Annotated in this window: 13 protein-coding genes; 7 read left to right on the forward strand and 6 right to left on the reverse strand. The window is 33.4% G+C overall.

Annotation, left to right across the window (positions count from 1 at the left end; translation table 11 throughout):
• The first annotated feature begins 23 nt into the window (after positions 1 to 23).
• Entirely contained in the window at positions 24 to 1214 is a 1191-nt protein-coding gene (locus JQC67_RS02585) for a two-component system sensor histidine kinase NtrB (RefSeq protein WP_203251300.1), read from the forward strand.
• 111 nt (positions 1215 to 1325) lie between these two features.
• Positions 1326 to 1550, forward strand: a complete 225-nt coding sequence (locus JQC67_RS02590; RefSeq protein ID WP_203251301.1) for a hypothetical protein — start codon at positions 1326 to 1328, stop codon at positions 1548 to 1550.
• A 68-nt stretch (positions 1551 to 1618) separates the two neighbouring features.
• Here the strand turns inward: JQC67_RS02590 and JQC67_RS02595 are convergent, their stop codons facing one another.
• Positions 1619 to 2857 (reverse strand): endo-1,4-beta-xylanase, encoded by a 1239-nt coding sequence (locus JQC67_RS02595; protein WP_203251302.1) that lies wholly within the window; start codon positions 2855 to 2857, stop codon positions 1619 to 1621.
• Between the two features lie 281 nt (positions 2858 to 3138).
• Here JQC67_RS02595 and JQC67_RS02600 point away from each other — a divergent pair, with 281 nt between their 5' ends.
• Entirely contained in the window at positions 3139 to 4716 is a 1578-nt protein-coding gene (locus JQC67_RS02600) for an SGNH/GDSL hydrolase family protein (protein WP_203251303.1), read from the forward strand.
• Between the two features lie 124 nt (positions 4717 to 4840).
• The gene (locus JQC67_RS02605) at positions 4841 to 6199 is read left to right on the forward strand and encodes a DEAD/DEAH box helicase (RefSeq protein WP_203251304.1); all 1359 of its coding nucleotides are present in this window, start codon (positions 4841 to 4843) and stop codon (positions 6197 to 6199) included.
• 60 nt (positions 6200 to 6259) lie between these two features.
• On the opposite strand, the gene JQC67_RS02610 is transcribed toward JQC67_RS02605, so the two are convergent.
• Positions 6260 to 6889, reverse strand: coding sequence for a TetR/AcrR family transcriptional regulator (locus tag JQC67_RS02610; protein ID WP_203251305.1), 630 nt, complete (start codon positions 6887 to 6889; stop codon positions 6260 to 6262).
• Positions 6890 to 6943: 54 nt separating this feature from the next.
• On the opposite strand from JQC67_RS02610, the gene JQC67_RS02615 reads away from it, so the two are divergent.
• Together JQC67_RS02615 and JQC67_RS02620 are read left to right on the forward strand one after the other, a co-directional pair.
• Positions 6944 to 7801, forward strand: coding sequence for an alpha/beta fold hydrolase (locus JQC67_RS02615; RefSeq protein ID WP_317198349.1), 858 nt, complete (start codon positions 6944 to 6946; stop codon positions 7799 to 7801).
• 190 nt (positions 7802 to 7991) lie between these two features.
• Entirely contained in the window at positions 7992 to 8906 is a 915-nt protein-coding gene (locus tag JQC67_RS02620) for an alpha/beta hydrolase (protein WP_203251306.1), read from the forward strand.
• Between the two features lie 98 nt (positions 8907 to 9004).
• Here JQC67_RS02620 and cydB read toward each other — a convergent pair whose 3' ends face one another.
• From cydB to JQC67_RS02640, 4 genes are all read right to left on the reverse strand, one after another.
• Positions 9005 to 10081, reverse strand: coding sequence for a cytochrome d ubiquinol oxidase subunit II (gene cydB, locus JQC67_RS02625; RefSeq protein WP_203251307.1), 1077 nt, complete (start codon positions 10079 to 10081; stop codon positions 9005 to 9007).
• Positions 10082 to 10083: 2 nt separating this feature from the next.
• Positions 10084 to 11415, reverse strand: coding sequence for a cytochrome ubiquinol oxidase subunit I (locus JQC67_RS02630; protein ID WP_203251308.1), 1332 nt, complete (start codon positions 11413 to 11415; stop codon positions 10084 to 10086).
• 50 nt (positions 11416 to 11465) lie between these two features.
• Positions 11466 to 12461, reverse strand: coding sequence for an NAD(P)-dependent alcohol dehydrogenase (locus JQC67_RS02635; protein WP_203251309.1), 996 nt, complete (start codon positions 12459 to 12461; stop codon positions 11466 to 11468).
• Between the two features lie 70 nt (positions 12462 to 12531).
• Positions 12532 to 14868, reverse strand: coding sequence for a helix-turn-helix domain-containing protein (locus tag JQC67_RS02640; RefSeq protein ID WP_203251310.1), 2337 nt, complete (start codon positions 14866 to 14868; stop codon positions 12532 to 12534).
• Positions 14869 to 15076: 208 nt separating this feature from the next.
• On the opposite strand from JQC67_RS02640, the gene JQC67_RS02645 reads away from it, so the two are divergent.
• A complete protein-coding gene (locus tag JQC67_RS02645; RefSeq protein ID WP_203251311.1) occupies positions 15077 to 15694 on the forward strand; it encodes a CatB-related O-acetyltransferase in 618 nt (205 codons plus the stop codon).
• Positions 15695 to 15699: the final 5 nt, after the last annotated feature.

The raw sequence follows: 15699 nt of genomic DNA on the forward strand, positions 1-15699 counted from the left end.
ACTCGTAGGCAGAACTTAAATAAATGAGTAATCAACCCACACGGCAAGATTTGGAAAGTCAGATTTCTGAACTCAAAAGGCAAAATGAAATTCTCAGTTCGCGTGCCTCATTTCAAAATTTAGAAAGTGAAAAATACGCACACACCATCTTCAATAACATGGGCGATGCGGTATTTGTAAAAAATCATAAAAGTGAGTTAGTTTTAGTTAATGATGCTTTTTGCGAAATGCTCAAACTACCACGGGCTGAAATAATAGGTAAAACGCTTGCAGAAAACGTTCCGCCTCATGAGAGGGAAACTTTTTTAAGAATTGACAATGAGGTACTTCTAAATGGAATCGAAAATATAAATGAAGAGTCGCTTACAATAGAAAACAATACTCGCTTAATTTCAACTCGCAAATCTCGGTTTATAGATTCAAATGGCGAAAAATTTCTTGTTGGCGTAATACGTGATATTTCAGAAAGAAAGAAAGCAGAAAAAGCATTAAAAGAAAGTGAAACACAATTAAGAGAATTAAACACTACTAAAGACAAAATGTTTTCAATTATAGCTCATGATTTAAGAAGTCCGTTTAGCAACATAACAGGCCTTTCAGAGCTAATCATAGACAACCTAAATAACAATGAGAATGCAGTATCTAAAGATTATATTGAATTAATAAATTCAATATCTAAAAATGCTCTCGCTCTTCTTGACAACTTATTAAACTGGGCAAGATCGCAAACCGGAGAACTTAATATAATACCAGAAAAAGTTAGTTTATCAAAAGTTATTTATGAAATTATAGAACTTGAAAACTCATTTGCGAAAGCCAAAACAATTACCATAAGTTATTCTCCAGCAAATGATGATGAATTATTTATTGATAAAAATGTTTTAAGAATTATTATTCGAAATCTAATTTCGAATGCAATAAAATTTACAAACACAGAAGGTGAAATAACTGTTTTAACTAGCGTAAAAAACCACCAGCTAGAAATTTCTGTTTCTGATAATGGAGTTGGTTTAAATGAAGAAACAATTAACAAACTTTTCGATATTTCAACCAATATTACATCGTTAGGTACTGCCAATGAAAAAGGTTCTGGCCTTGGCTTAGTACTTTGCAATGAATTCGTAAAAAAACTTAACGGCCATATAGTGGTTGATAGTGAAGTAGGTAAAGGGAGTAATTTTAATGTTACTTTACCCTTAAGTGATTCAAAATAAAAACTGCATATAGCAGTAAAATTAGGTTATTGTTCTAATAATTGAAATGATATTGTTAGAATAAGCCAGACTTATCTCAACTCTAGTATATTGCAACACTAAACTAATATTATGAAATTAAACTTATTGTCTTGTGATGCACAGAGGCCCGATAAAAGAGCAATTTCTAATTGTATTGTAGCTGTTTCATCCAATATGAACGAAGCATTATCAAATGAACTTACTGATATTCTATTAGAAGGAGATGCCGTAGATATTACGGTAGACGATAAAAATTCTGGTTCAGCATTAAGAGCTTTACGAAAACTAAGTATTGACTACGAAATTATTGAATAAGCCAGAGATGTAGCAATATCTTTTACTACTTTAATGTAGAGATGACTTCATAAAAAAGTAACTATTCATTAACGAAAATCTGCTATCATTTGCCCGTCTGCTTTTGATAAATAAACTTCTTTTTCCTGGCCGTTAACAGTAAGTTTATACTTTCCGAAGTAAGCCGGAATTGTCGCCATACCCTTTTCATCAGCAACACTCGTAGTTGTTGTCCACCATTCTTTAAAAATAAGTTTCTGGTATTCTTCAACAGCAGGTGTTGGACTCCAATCTTTTCGGTACATGGCAGAAGCAGGTATCCAAGTTGCACCTTCCCAAAAACCCCATTGTAAAATTCCGGTAACATTTGGGTTAGCAAAACAAATGGTATAATAGTCAACTAAATTAGCTGCTTTTTGCAATTCTTGTTCAGGTGTTAATTTATCTATTTTGTTATCGACGTACATTGAACGTTGACCAGGCATATTAAATTCAGTAATTCGAACTGGTAAATTAAATTTAGAAAGGGAATCTAAACTGCTTTTCAGCACCAAAGGGTCAAAGGTTTCTGAATGTAAATGACCTTGTACACCAATACCAGCAATTGGAACGCCTTGTTCAAGAAACGTACGAATTTGAGCCATATATTCAGCCAACTTATTTCCTGTAAGTATGTCATAATCATTTAACCATAGTTTAGCCTCTGGATCTGCTTCATGTACCCATTTAGTCATTTTTAGTGTAATATCTTGGCCTAACCGCTCTTCGTAATAATTGCCATGAATCATTTCATTGTTAAGATCATATTCAACAAACCTTCCCTTATAGCGAGCGGCTAAAGTAAGTGCTCTATTTTTTAGTGTTTCCTCTAAAGTAGTATCATCAAGAGCTTTCAACCAAGGCTGCACGAACTTATGGATACCCCAAAATATATTATGCGCTCTTAATGGTATATTATTTTGGTCCGTCCATTCTAAAATACCGTCAACCGTTTCATAGTTTACTTTTCCTTGCTCACGTTCCATGTTTGACCATTTAACGGCGTTCTCTGTAACTGCACTATTAAAATTCTCTAGAAATTTTTCTTTATAAGCCGCCTTATCCTTTTTAGACCAAGATTTATTAGCCAAGCTATTACTTATGGCTGCGCCAAACCAAAATTCGTGGCTTAACTGTTCTATTTCTATTTTATCTCCGGGTTTTGCATTTATGATAATAGTTCCTTTTCTATATTCATCAATATCTTTTTGTATATCGGTATACTGGGCTATACATAATAAAGGCAAGAAACTAAAGATGAGAAAAACTGCTGCGGCTTTTGAAAACATAATGTTTTGTGTATGTTTAATACTTAATTTGTAATTATCTGTAATTGTCTTTTGATACGATAAACGCTACTAATAAGTTATAAAAAGTAAGATTGGCTAATCGTAATTGTACCAGTTCTAAAATAGTTATTTTTTTACGTTAAAAAAAAGAGCTCAACTATTAGTAACATAACAAAGAGTAGTATTTAGATTTCAATGAGAATTACAAAGACAAGTGATTTTTTGAATAGTACTAATAAATATAACCTTGACTCTAAAAATTAAGTTTTTAAATGATTAAAATGAAATCAGTAATTATATCAATTTGCATCCTTCTTATTATAAGTTCTTGTGCAGAATCAAACCCCAAATGGGATACTACCGACGATGAAAATTGGCCAAATGCTTGTAAAGAAGTGCTAATTACATCTTCATTAGACAATGAAAAACAGCCTTCTATGTTCTATACGTCAAAGGGTGAAAATCGCCCATTGATTGTAAGCTTGCATACCTGGAGTGGTAATTACAAGCAGAAAGACGAACTGGTGAACACTGCCATTCAGAAAGATTACAATTACATTCATCCTAATTTTAGAGGTCCCAACAACTCATTTAAAGCTTGCGGCAGTTCATATGTAGTTCAAGACATTGAAGATGCTATAGGGTACGCACTAGAGAAGGGTAATGTAGATATAAATAACATTCATATAATAGGTGCAAGTGGAGGTGGTCATGCCACTTTATTAACTTACATGAAAACCAAATATCCCATAAAGACTTTTTCTGCTTGGGTCCCAATATCAGATTTAAAAAAATGGTACTACGAATCTGAAGGTAGAGATACCAAATACGCCTTAGATATTGCCCAAGCAACTTCAAAAAATGTAGGCTTTAACAAAGAAAACTATTCATTAAACGAAGAAGAGGCTATAAAACGCTCACCCTTTTATATGCAAACACCTGTTGACAATCGAAAAAACAGTAAACTTTATATTTATGCAGGTATACACGATGGGTACACAGGGTCAGTGCCCATTACGCAATCATTAAATTTTTATAATAAAGTAATTGCCGATTTTGATAAAGATGAGAAAAACGCAATCATTCCTCAAGAGGATATTATTGAAATGGTGGCTTCTAGAAATTTCATAAAACGTACAGAAGATACCATTGCTAATAGACAAATTCACTATCAAAAAACATACAAAGATTTAGTAAAAATTACCATTTTTGAAGGCACACATGAGTGTCTAACAAGTGTAGCATTAAATCAAGTAGAAGCAGAAAACATTTTAACTATTGGAGATTCTAATGGAGCGAAAGAATATGGCTGGGTGAACCAATTAAAAGCAGCACATTTTGAGAATTTTATCTACAACACTAGTATATCTGGAAACACTATAGGATTCAACAACAATGGTCAAGAAAAACTTAATACCTTATTTAATATTTATAGATATTTGAATGAGGCTGACAAAAACTTAGGTGCTTTAGATAAGATTCTGATTATGCTGGGCACTAATGACTGCAAAGCAGTGTTTGAGAAACGAAAGAAGGAAATCCCGCGCAATATGGCTAAACTATTGAAGGGAATAAAAACACACGCAGTGTATCTTAAATACAAACCCCAAATTTTTGTTATTTCACCACCACCGTGTGGAGAAGATGACATTATGCTTGAGAAATATTATGGATCATCAGAAAGGGTAAAATGGCTCACTACTAAACTTGAGAAAGTGACAAGGTCAAAAGGTCTTACTTATATTGATATTTACACGCCATTAGCTCCCCAATGGTCTAAATTAGCAATCGATGGTATTCACCCCGAAGAAGAAGGACAATTAATGATGTCGAAGATTATTGATGAGCATTTGAAATGAAGAACCTGCCAAAAACTATAAGCTACCGGTAAAGTCTATGGTAGCATAGCGGTTAAAATGGTGATTTCAAGTATAATTACCGTAAATGGGCTTACATTAAGTTTTTTCTTAATTACTTTACAGCATGAATAATTTCGAAGATTTCAAAATCAAGAAGCAATTAAAAAATGCTATTGTTGATTTAGGGTTTGAAAAGCCTACACCCATTCAGCAAGTATCTTATTCCACTATTCTTGGTGGGGCTGATTTTGTGGGTATTGCACAAACGGGTACCGGAAAAACAATTGCGTACTTGCTACCTATCATTCAAGATTTAAAATTTTCAGACCAAAAGCATCCACGCGTCTTAATACTAGCACCAACCAGAGAGTTAGTAATTCAAATTGTAGAACAAATAGAACTATTAACACCCTATTTAAGTGTACGGGTTCTCGGCGTTTATGGTGGATCCAATAACATAGACCGTCAAAAAAGAGCTGTTGCAGAAGGGCAAGATATAATTGTAGGTACCCCTCGCAGGTTATACGACTTGGTGCTTGCGAATGTATTGCGACTAAAGTCAATTAAAAAGTTAGTGATTGATGAAGTAGACGTTATGCTTGATTTTGGTTATAAAACTCAGTTAAGAAACATCTTCGAATACATTCCGGTTAAACGTCAAAACATCCTTTTTTCTGCTACAATGACCACCTATGTAGACGAATTAATGGATGATTTTTTGGTTAATCCTGTTAAGAAAACTATCTCTATTAGCGGAACACCTTTAGAAAGTATTAGTCAAGAAGTTTATGCTGTACCCAATTTTTATACTAAAACTAATTTATTAAACCATTTATTAGAAGATAAAGAAACCCATAACAAAGTATTAATTTTTGTAGCCAGTAAAATACATGCCGATAGGTTATTTGAATTATTGAATTTCGAATCAGAAATTTCTGTTATACACTCAAGTAAAGAACAAAATCACCGGACTAAATCGATAGATAAGTTTGAAAACGGTAAGAGTAGAATTCTAATTGCAACGGATGTAATTGCCCGTGGAATTGATATTGAAAAAATTAGTACTGTAATAAGTTTTGATACTCCGTTTTATCCTGAAAACTACATTCATCGGATTGGCAGAACCGGTAGAGCTGGACACCAAGGAAGTTCGATACTCTTTTATACAGAAAAAGAGATCCCTTTGAAGGATGCGATTGAAGGCTTAATGAAATATACCATTCCGCAGAAAGAACTTCCTGAAGTAGTGGAAATTAGTACTGAACTCACTCCCGAAGAGGTAGTTAAAACTATTAACCCTGATGAAGAAGATGATAAAAATTCAGCTGATGCTCGAGGGGATTCATTTCACAAAAAATCTGCTAAGAATAGTAAAGTAAGAACAGAAGTAAAAAGCTATGAGCGAAAAATAAAAAGGAAATATAAGAAACCACAAAAACGAGGCGACAAAATTCAAAATAAAAAAAGAAAGAATAAAAGGTAGTGCTATTCAAACCCTAACAATAAGTCTTTGTGTTTTTTACTAATTCTAATATGCCAATCTCTAGTAAAAAAATTCTGAATTTATAGTTAGAAATTCCTTCTTTCCAAGAGGGGTTAGATAAGGAAACAACATACTTAAGAGTAGATTTACCTGAATATTTAAATCTTTTCTGTTTATTTTTTTCGTGTATAATCCAGTAGCATACAACCACGTATTACCATAATTTACCATGCGTTCAGCAAGAAACTTATGATCCCATTCGTAATCTGGTTTGTGCATTAAGCCTTTTTCTATCATTTTTTTAAACAGCAACAAACAGCCTTCTTTTCGATTTTTATAAACACCTTGAAAATGTTCATTTACCTTTTCACTCACGTTTAAAAGATTATATAAATCAGTCCAAAAAAACGTATAAGCTACCATTCGTTTCATACTACTCTCAATATCATTTCTAATTTGAGAAATTGATACCTCTACAGCTGGCAGGTCTCTAACTCTAGCATCAAATTCAGAAACCATTTCAAAATACAAAGCCTCAAAAATATCCTCCCGTTTTTTGTAATGGTAATTTAAGTTTCCGGAACTCATATTTAGTTTTAAGGCTATCATTCTGATGGTTACATTATGATACCCTTTGTCATTAAATAAGGTCTTGGCAGCATTTAAAATCACTTTCTTTTTATCATTCATTAGTAAACTTGTCCTAATTAAATATTATTAGTAAATTTGTCCTAAATATACAAAGTGAAATCATTATACAAGTCAGAAATCGGGAAAAAGGAAATTCTAAATCTTTATGATCAAAAATTAAAAGATTTACAAATAGACTTTAGGTATAGAATAGTTGAAACCAAATTCGGAAAAACCAATATTATAGTCATAGGTGAAGCCACAAAACCACCACTACTTTTAATTCATGGATCTAATGGCTGTGCCCCTATTTCATTAGTAACATATCCAAACCTATATAAAGACTTTCAAATATTTGCTGTTGATGTTCTTGCACAACCTAATAAAAGTGCAGAAAACAGGTTGAGCATGACTGACAATAGTTATGGCGAATGGATCAATAACCTTATAACAAAATTAGACCTGCAAAATGTGACATTGGCCGGTTTCTCATTTGGAGGATTAATTATACTTAAAACACTGATTCAAAATGAAGCTAACATTAAAGAAGTCTTTTTAGCCGCTCCTGCTTTTATTATAAATGGGAATCCGCTTGTATTACTATTGAAAGTTTTCATACCAATGAAATTATTTATGAAAACAAGAAAAGCGAAGTATATTGAAAAATTCTTAAAAACGCTTTTCACTGAACCAGATGAATTTGCACTACAATACTTGTCTAAAGTAATTCAGTATTTTGAAATGGATTTTACGCCGGTTCCTATAATTAAAAAAGAAGATGCACAATTAATTACAACCCCTATCACCTTATTTGCTGCAAAAAATGATATTATGTTTCCTGGCATGAAAATGATTAAACGTGCACATAAAATTTTTCCTTCCCTGAAAAAAGTATTTTTATTAGAAAACTCTAAACACGTTCAAAACAAGACTGACAATATTCAAATTGAAAAGGTAATTCTGAATTCATAATCCGCTGATTAACAACGAATAAAATACTTTTATTAATAGTATTTTTAATTTATTTACATACATTTATATAGTCTCTTATCGTAATCATTATAGAGTTGGAATTTTATAAAACAAATTGTATTTGATGGAAATTAATCATCAGTAAACTTCCAAATTTCCTTGGAAAACTTGGAGAAGCAAATAAATTATCATGAAATATATTCGTAAAGAAATCTGGGTAATAATCTTTATAATGTTTTCATATGTTTCTATTGGTCAAACTACAAAAACATATGAGCTTTTAGAATTTCCAAATTTATCTTATTTAGAACAATCAGAAATCGCAAACGACAGTTTGCAAAAACTTAATTTAATAATTCCGCAAGGAGTTGATAATTACCCACTTTTTATTTGGATTGGTGGAGGCGCATGGTCTTATGGGGATAAAAATCAGGAAATGGACTTCGCTAAGTTACTTGCAAAAAGAGGAATGGCCGTTGCAAGTATTGGCCATAGACTTAGTCCAGCAATATGGCGAGATTCCACCTTAAAAACAGGAATAACACACCCAAAACACATTGAAGATATTGCTGCTTCAGTTAAATGGCTTCATGATAATGCTAAACTTTACGGCTATAACAAAAAGAAAATTTTTATTGGAGGTTATTCATCTGGCGCGCACTTAGCAGCATTAATTAGTTTAGATAGCTCCTATCTTTCAAAATATGGATTAAATACTACTATTTTTAAAGGGGTTGTACCAATTTCTGGTACATATGACATCAATAATTATTACAAGGTATTTTTAAATGGCAACAGTCCAGAATTAGCAGAGCATCATGTAAAGGCGGTTTTTGGAAACGATGTAACTAACTATACCCAAGCATCTCCGGTTAATTATCTAGAAAACCTTTCGTTTCCGATGCTACTAATGTGCGACAATAATTTATACAATTACACAAACCTTTTTGAGGATAAGATTAGAGAAACCAATTTTAGAGAAGTACAAGTAGTATATGCTTATAATTTAACACATGGCGAATTATGGAAAAACCTCTCATATGCCGATACCAGTATTTATAGAGAACTTATTATCGATTTTATTGACAAACAATCTATTCAATGATGTTAGCAAAATATAAATGAAGGCAAGTATAATTAAAGAGTTTGAAGGAAAATCTATTTGTATTTAAGTATCACATTTAATTTATTGAGTTCGTTTTTTTAATGCTCGCCATACCCAACCTCATCCATTTTACCTTTAAAAATTCGGTACTGCACAATCATATAAATAATAACTAAAATTAAAGCTATAACAAACCAGTTTACACCAATTGAAAGTCCATAGGCATCAGCAGCTACATTATAAATAGTTAATGATGGATTTAAGCTATTGGTTGACGGAAGTACATTCGGAAAAATTGAGGCAACCGTTGTTGCAAAGCCACCTAACAAGAAAAGTGTGGAAAACATAAATCCGCTTCCATCTTTTTTAAATTTTTTCACATAGAACAATCCGAATAAGCCTATAAATGTAGTAATCGGAAATATCCATAACCACCAAGTTTCAATAAAATTATGAAATGGTTTTGGTTCAATAACATGCCAAACCATCAAAGAAATTATAACCAATAGTAGTTGAACAAAATTCAATCGGAAAACTATTCTTTTTAATCGCAGATTCATATCTGAATTCGTCTTGAAGATAATCCAATTTGCACCGTGAATACTTAGCGCAACAACACCCACAAGACCTAACAATACAGTAAACCAATCGATAACTCCTAAATGTTCTGCTGTGGGGCTAAAAGTAGAATTCCATAGCGGTAGAAAAAAATAATGACCTTCATAGGCAGAAATTCCATTTTCAACCATGCCTAAATTTACCCCACGCACCACATTGCCAAGCGCAACACCAAAGAATAAAGCCAACAACAAACTAGCTATTCCAAAAGCCTTATCCCAAATGGTCTCCCATAATTTATTATGTACTTGTCCCCTTAGTTCCAAACCAATTGCCCTAAAAATTAACAACCAAAGAATCATCATTAAAGGCAAATAAAATCCACTAAACGAAGAGGCATAAAGCGTAGGAAACGCAAAAAATAGTACACCACCAGAAGCGATTAACCACACTTCATTTGCATCCCAAAATGGACCAATTGCACTGGTAATTGCCTTTTTATCTTTTTCTGTTTTAGCACAAAACAAATGAATAATTCCCGCTCCAAAATCATAACCATCTAAAACAACATACATGGCCAACATTCCCATTAAAACGATATACCAAAATAGTTCCATATTTAATGTTTTACGGTCTCTGGTCCTTTTTTAACAATTTTGGCAACCAGCATTAAAAACAGTAGGCCTAAAAGCAAATACAAGCCTACAAAGCCTAACAGTGTAAACAATGTATTTCCAGCTGATACTGTTGGTGAAGCACCATCTGCGGTACGCAATAAGTCATAAACCAACCATGGTTGCCGTCCAAGTTCTGCTGTATACCAGCCAGCTGTGTTTGCGATATAAGGAAATGGCACCATAAACAGTAAAGCCCACAAAACCCATTTTGTTTGATACAATTTTTTCCTCCAAAGTTGTATGGCGGCAATAGCTAGTAAAGCCATAAAAATTGTTCCCAACCCTACCATTATATGATACGCATAATATAATCCGGGAATATTTGTAGGATAATCTTTTTCATCAAACTCATTCAACCCTTTTATTTGAGCATCCCATTTTTGGTAGGTCAAAAAGCTTAAAATATTAGGAACAGCAATTTTATTATCTAATTTTTTGTTTTCCATATCAGGCTGGCCAATCAGAACAATTTCAGAGCCGCCATCTTCGGTTTCGAAAATTCCCTCCATAGCCGCAAAGGTTATGGGTTGATGTTTTACCACATTTTTCGCAGCCCAATCCCCCGTAGGAAAAGCAACTAAAACCGACGCCACCAATCCAAATATAACACCTGTTTTTACGAACAGTTTGCCAGATTCGCCATGTTTTTTGTTCAATATATAAAATGCCCCAACGGCAGCAACAACAAATGATGCTGTAATTAATGAAGCCAATTGATTGTGTATATATGAGGGCCAGAGCCACGGATTAGAAAATAATGCTGAAAAATTGGTAAGCACAAATTTTCCATTTTCCAAAATTTCAAATCCTACGGGATGTTGCATCCAGGCATGTGTAGCAATTATAAATAGCCCACTTGCCCAAGATCCCAGAAAGACTAAAAATCCAGTGAGAAAATGGAGCTTTTGCCCCATCAATTTTTCACCGAATAGAAAAAGACCCAAAAAGGATGATTCTAAGAAAAAAGAGAACATACCTTCCATCGCTAAAGTCTGCCCAATAATTCCACCTGTTAATTCTGAAAACTTAGCCCAATTAGTGCCAAATTGAAATTCCATTGGAATACCTGTTACAACACCCATTGAAAAATTCAGAGCAAAAATGCGCATCCAAAATTTAGCAGCGTCATTGAATTTTATTTCTTGAGTGCGTAAAAATTTCCACTTAAAAAAGACAATCAAAAGTGAGAGTCCCATAGTCAACTGAGGAAACAAATAATGGAATGTTATGGTGAAGGCAAACTGTAGTCTGTCGTAAAAAAGCATGTCTTCCATAAACGCAGATGTTGATATGGGAATTAGTTATTCAAAGATACGAAAGGTGCCTAAATTTTGGATAAACAAGAGCCTAAAATACACAATACCACATTGCCTCTTTTATGACCTTTTTCAATATATCGATGAGCTTCCGGAATTTGCTCTAGTGAATATCTTTTATCAATTACCGATTTCAAATGACCCGTTTCCATCAGTACTTTTATTTCTTCAACAAACGTGCGTATTATTGAAACAGGAAGCATTCCGGTAGCAGAAAACAAAACTTTTTTATTTCCAAAAATTGAAGTCCATAGCATCTGTAAAAGATCCCCAAAATTGAGAATAGGTGAAATATATACCCCCTTTTTAGTTAATGATTTTTTACATTTTGAAAACGAACTTTTACCTACTGTATCATAAATAATATCGTAGGTTTTACCGTTCTCAGTAAAATCTTGCTGCGTATAATCAATTACAAAATCTGCGCCCAACGACCGTACCAAATCTAAATTTCGAGTGCTGCATACCGCGGTTACTTCGGCACCAAAATAAGTAGCTAATTGCACGGCGGAAGTACCCAAACTACCAGAAGCACCGTTAATCAAAATATGTAGGTCCGGTTTTATATTGGCTACTTTTTTAAGAAAATTATATGATGTTATATGACCATCACCAACTACTGCAGCCTCTTCGTGTGTTACATTATCGGGTTTTAAAGAAATAATTCCATTTTCTTGAATACATACATATTCTGCATGTGTGCCAAAATGAACTAATGATTCCCCAAAAACCTCATCTCCTATTTTAAATAATTTTACCTGATTACCATTCGACTCAATCACACCCGAAAAACCAGTACCTGAAACTTTGTTCTTTGGTTTTGTAATACCCATATAAAGCCTACCGATAAGTGGGTAACCTGTTCGCATCATAGTTTCAGCGGTAGTAATTGTTGCTGCATGAATTTTTACAAGAACTTCATTATCTTTTGGAACAGGCTTTTCAATATTTCCTATTTGTAATACATCAGGTGAACCATATTTTGTTGTTATACTCGCTTTCATCTTTACGTTTTTAAGTAAGACAAAAGTAGGTTCAGGTTAAAAGCCAATCGTTCGGGTTTGAAAATCAGAACTAATTTGTTATCGCTTTTTTCCAATACGCTCTAGGAGTGATACCGATCTGCTTTTTAAAATAAGTATTAAAAACGGTTTTTGAATTAAAACCGCTATCATAAGCCAGCGCAAGAATAGTTAAATGCCGTTGTGAAGAATCGGCTACTTTAGATTTAAAAGTTTTTAATCGATAAGAATTTACAAAGTTTGAAAAGTTCATATTAAAACCTTCATTGAGTAATTGGGACAAATGGTTTGGCGGAATTTCTAAATGCTCAGCCATATTGCGAAGTGTTAAATCAGGATTTAAGTGAAGTTCTTTCTCAGACATCAATTGCTTTAACTTGGTGCAATAATAATCCAACTCCTTTTTGTCGAGGAGTGCATTTTTATATTTGGGTTGTAACTTATTAAAAGCAGTTCGGTTTCCTAAAACTTGTTGCATTAACGCTTGAAAATGCGCGTTTGCATGTAAAGGTTTTAAAATAGGTTCTGTATAGAACAACAACACTCGAGGTAATCTATATTCAATTCCTTTTTCAATTAATGCAATTGCATCTTCATGTTTGCCTTGCAACGTATGGCAAAGAATAAGGAAAAACATTGCGTTTCCCATTGCATCGGTTTGTAAAGCTGCTCTTAATTCGGAAAGGCCTTTCTCTGCACTATTGGTGTCACCCAAAACTATATATGCCATTGTGGACCCACCTAGTTTGGTTAGATTACCTTTTCCTAAAGTAGGAAGGTTCTGAAAAAAAGTTAAACCTTGTTTGGCTTTACCTTCTAACACCATTATACTGCCTATATAAAAAGGAGGAAAAACAAGATCAGGATTCAATGTAAGTGCTTTCTCAAATAAAGGAATTGCCTTGTCAAATTTTTCCATTAAGTAAAATAAAAAACCCTTATAATGAGTATTCATTGCTGAAAAAGGATCCAACTCAAGCGCTTTATCAACATAATTTAAAGCAGCTTTTAGTTTACCCTCTAGCGTAAGAGTATTTGAAAACGTTAGATAAATTTCATCACTTGGTCGAATATCTAAAGCCTTATTTAGATGTCGGTAAGCACCCTCTAAATCCCAGTTTTGCCAGCAGCAAATCCAAGCAAGATTAAGTTGTGATTTTGGTAAGTTTTGGTCGAGTTCAAGGGCTTTATCTAGGTACGGTTTAGCTTTTACAAAAGCCTCTTGAGCTGGTAACATCCCCATTGTTCCCAAATATGCATAACCTTGATTAACATCTAAATAGGGCAACGGAAAATCTGGTGCTTCGTTAATTACCTCATCAAAAATTTCTATGGCCTTTTCAGTTTCAGGCAAACTCAATTTCATTAAATGATAACGGCCCTTTAAATACTTCTTATATACCTCAACAGACACATTTGGGGCATCTATTAACTTATCGTCCATATTAAAATGACCAACATGTTCACGCAATTTGTCGGCTATCAAAATGCTGACCTCATCTTGTACTGCAAAAATATCATCTACAGAATGGTCAAAGGTTTCGGACCAAAAATGGAAATCATCAGCCACATCAATAAGCTGAGCAGTAATACGCATCTTATTACCCGACAAACGAATACTACCTTCTAAAATGGTAGAAACATTTAGTGCTTCACCAATAGAGGTTATGGGAATATTTTTATTTTTAAAATGGAACGAAGATGTTCTAGAAGTAACTTTAAGTCCTTTAATTTTAGCAAGAGCATTTATAATTTCCTCGGTCATTCCATCTGAAAAATATTCATTTTCAACATCAGAACTCATATTAACAAAAGGTAGCACCGCAATACTATTACTGTCCTTTTTTGTAACATTATTGAGCTCTGAAGAAATCGGTACTTTTATACCATCATTCGCAACGGCAAAAACTTCAATGGGTTCTGCAATGTTTTTTAATTCAAAATAGCCAAGCGATTTCGTCGTAAACTGTTGTTGATTTTTAAGCTCATCATTCAACTTTCCGGATAAAAGAATGGAACCCGCAATGCCTAGAGATTCAATTCGAGATGATATGTTTACGCCGTCACCGTAAACTTCAGTTCCATCAAAAACAATATCTCCCAAATGCAAACCAATACGTAAGGGAACCGGATGCTCACTTTGTAAATCTAGTTGAATTGCAATGGCACATTGCACTGCTGTTACTGCACTTGAAAATGCGCTTAAAGTACCATCTCCATAATATTGAATAATTTCACCAAAATATAAATCATGGTATTTTTGAAATACAGAGCGATGACGAGATCTCATCGTTGTAGCTGTCGTTTCATCTTTTTGCATCAAAGCTGTGTAACCAATAATGTCTGTAAACATTATAGCGGTAATTCTTCGGTTTTTAGAATTTGACATACAAGTTTGAATCTATAAAATTTTCTGGGAAAGAAATTGAGTTAATCGTTCTATAATTGGCACGTTAGCCTTAAAAATACAATATTACATTAACTCCACTCAAAATTGTCATTTGTCTAAAAGACATTATTTTTAGGTCGTCTATTCTAAACAAGTTAATATCACCAGTCTTATTTAACTTGAAGAGTAATTCACATAAATATGCCCTATGAATATTCCAGATAAGAATAAACCTTTTCCTTTAGAGAACTATGACCGTCTTTGTTTTTTAAAGAATATTATTAAGAATCCGAATATTAGTGTAGGTGATTATACGTATTACGATGATTTTGAAAATGTTGCCAACTTTGAAAAAAATGTGAAATATCATTTCGACTTTATTGGTGATAAATTACTGATTGGAAAATTCTGTATGATTGCTTCGGATGTTACGTTTATTATGAATGGTGCAAATCATTTAACCAATGCAATATCATCATATCCTTTCGCAATTTTTGGTGAAGATTGGAAGCATGCTATGGATGGGAAAACATATCCCACAAAAGGAGATACGGTAATCGGAAATGATGTTTGGTTAGGATACAACAGTACCATAATGCCTGGAATACAAATAGGAGACGGTGCCATTATTGCTAGTAATACAACAGTTACTAAAAACGTAGAACCCTATACAATTGTTGGCGGAAATCCTGGAAAATTAATTCGAAAACGATTTTCTGATGCCGAAATTAAATCGCTATTAGCGCTAAAGTGGTGGGATTGGCCCATTGAAAAAATAACCGAGAATGTTGCTAAATTAACGGGTGCTACATTGGGTGATTTATAGCGTGA

Source organism: Aurantibacter crassamenti (genome assembly GCF_016811105.1).
GTDB classification, from domain to species: domain Bacteria; phylum Bacteroidota; class Bacteroidia; order Flavobacteriales; family Flavobacteriaceae; genus Aurantibacter_A; species Aurantibacter_A crassamenti.

Excerpts from the sequence above, each read along its gene's own strand:
- JQC67_RS02585 (WP_203251300.1), top strand. The coding sequence starts at position 24 with ATGAGTAATCAACCCACACGGCAAGATTTGGAAAGTCAGATTTCTGAA.
- JQC67_RS02590 (WP_203251301.1), top strand. The coding sequence starts at position 1,326 with ATGAAATTAAACTTATTGTCTTGTGATGCACAGAGGCCCGATAAAAGA.
- JQC67_RS02595 (WP_203251302.1), bottom strand. The coding sequence starts at position 2,857 with ATGTTTTCAAAAGCCGCAGCAGTTTTTCTCATCTTTAGTTTCTTGCCT.
- JQC67_RS02600 (WP_203251303.1), top strand. The coding sequence starts at position 3,139 with ATGAAATCAGTAATTATATCAATTTGCATCCTTCTTATTATAAGTTCT.
- JQC67_RS02605 (WP_203251304.1), top strand. The coding sequence starts at position 4,841 with ATGAATAATTTCGAAGATTTCAAAATCAAGAAGCAATTAAAAAATGCT.
- JQC67_RS02610 (WP_203251305.1), bottom strand. The coding sequence starts at position 6,889 with ATGAATGATAAAAAGAAAGTGATTTTAAATGCTGCCAAGACCTTATTT.
- JQC67_RS02620 (WP_203251306.1), top strand. The coding sequence starts at position 7,992 with ATGAAATATATTCGTAAAGAAATCTGGGTAATAATCTTTATAATGTTT.
- cydB (WP_203251307.1), bottom strand. The coding sequence starts at position 10,081 with ATGGAACTATTTTGGTATATCGTTTTAATGGGAATGTTGGCCATGTAT.
- JQC67_RS02630 (WP_203251308.1), bottom strand. The coding sequence starts at position 11,415 with ATGGAAGACATGCTTTTTTACGACAGACTACAGTTTGCCTTCACCATA.
- JQC67_RS02635 (WP_203251309.1), bottom strand. The coding sequence starts at position 12,461 with ATGAAAGCGAGTATAACAACAAAATATGGTTCACCTGATGTATTACAA.
- JQC67_RS02640 (WP_203251310.1), bottom strand. The coding sequence starts at position 14,868 with ATGTCAAATTCTAAAAACCGAAGAATTACCGCTATAATGTTTACAGAC.
- JQC67_RS02645 (WP_203251311.1), top strand. The coding sequence starts at position 15,077 with ATGAATATTCCAGATAAGAATAAACCTTTTCCTTTAGAGAACTATGAC.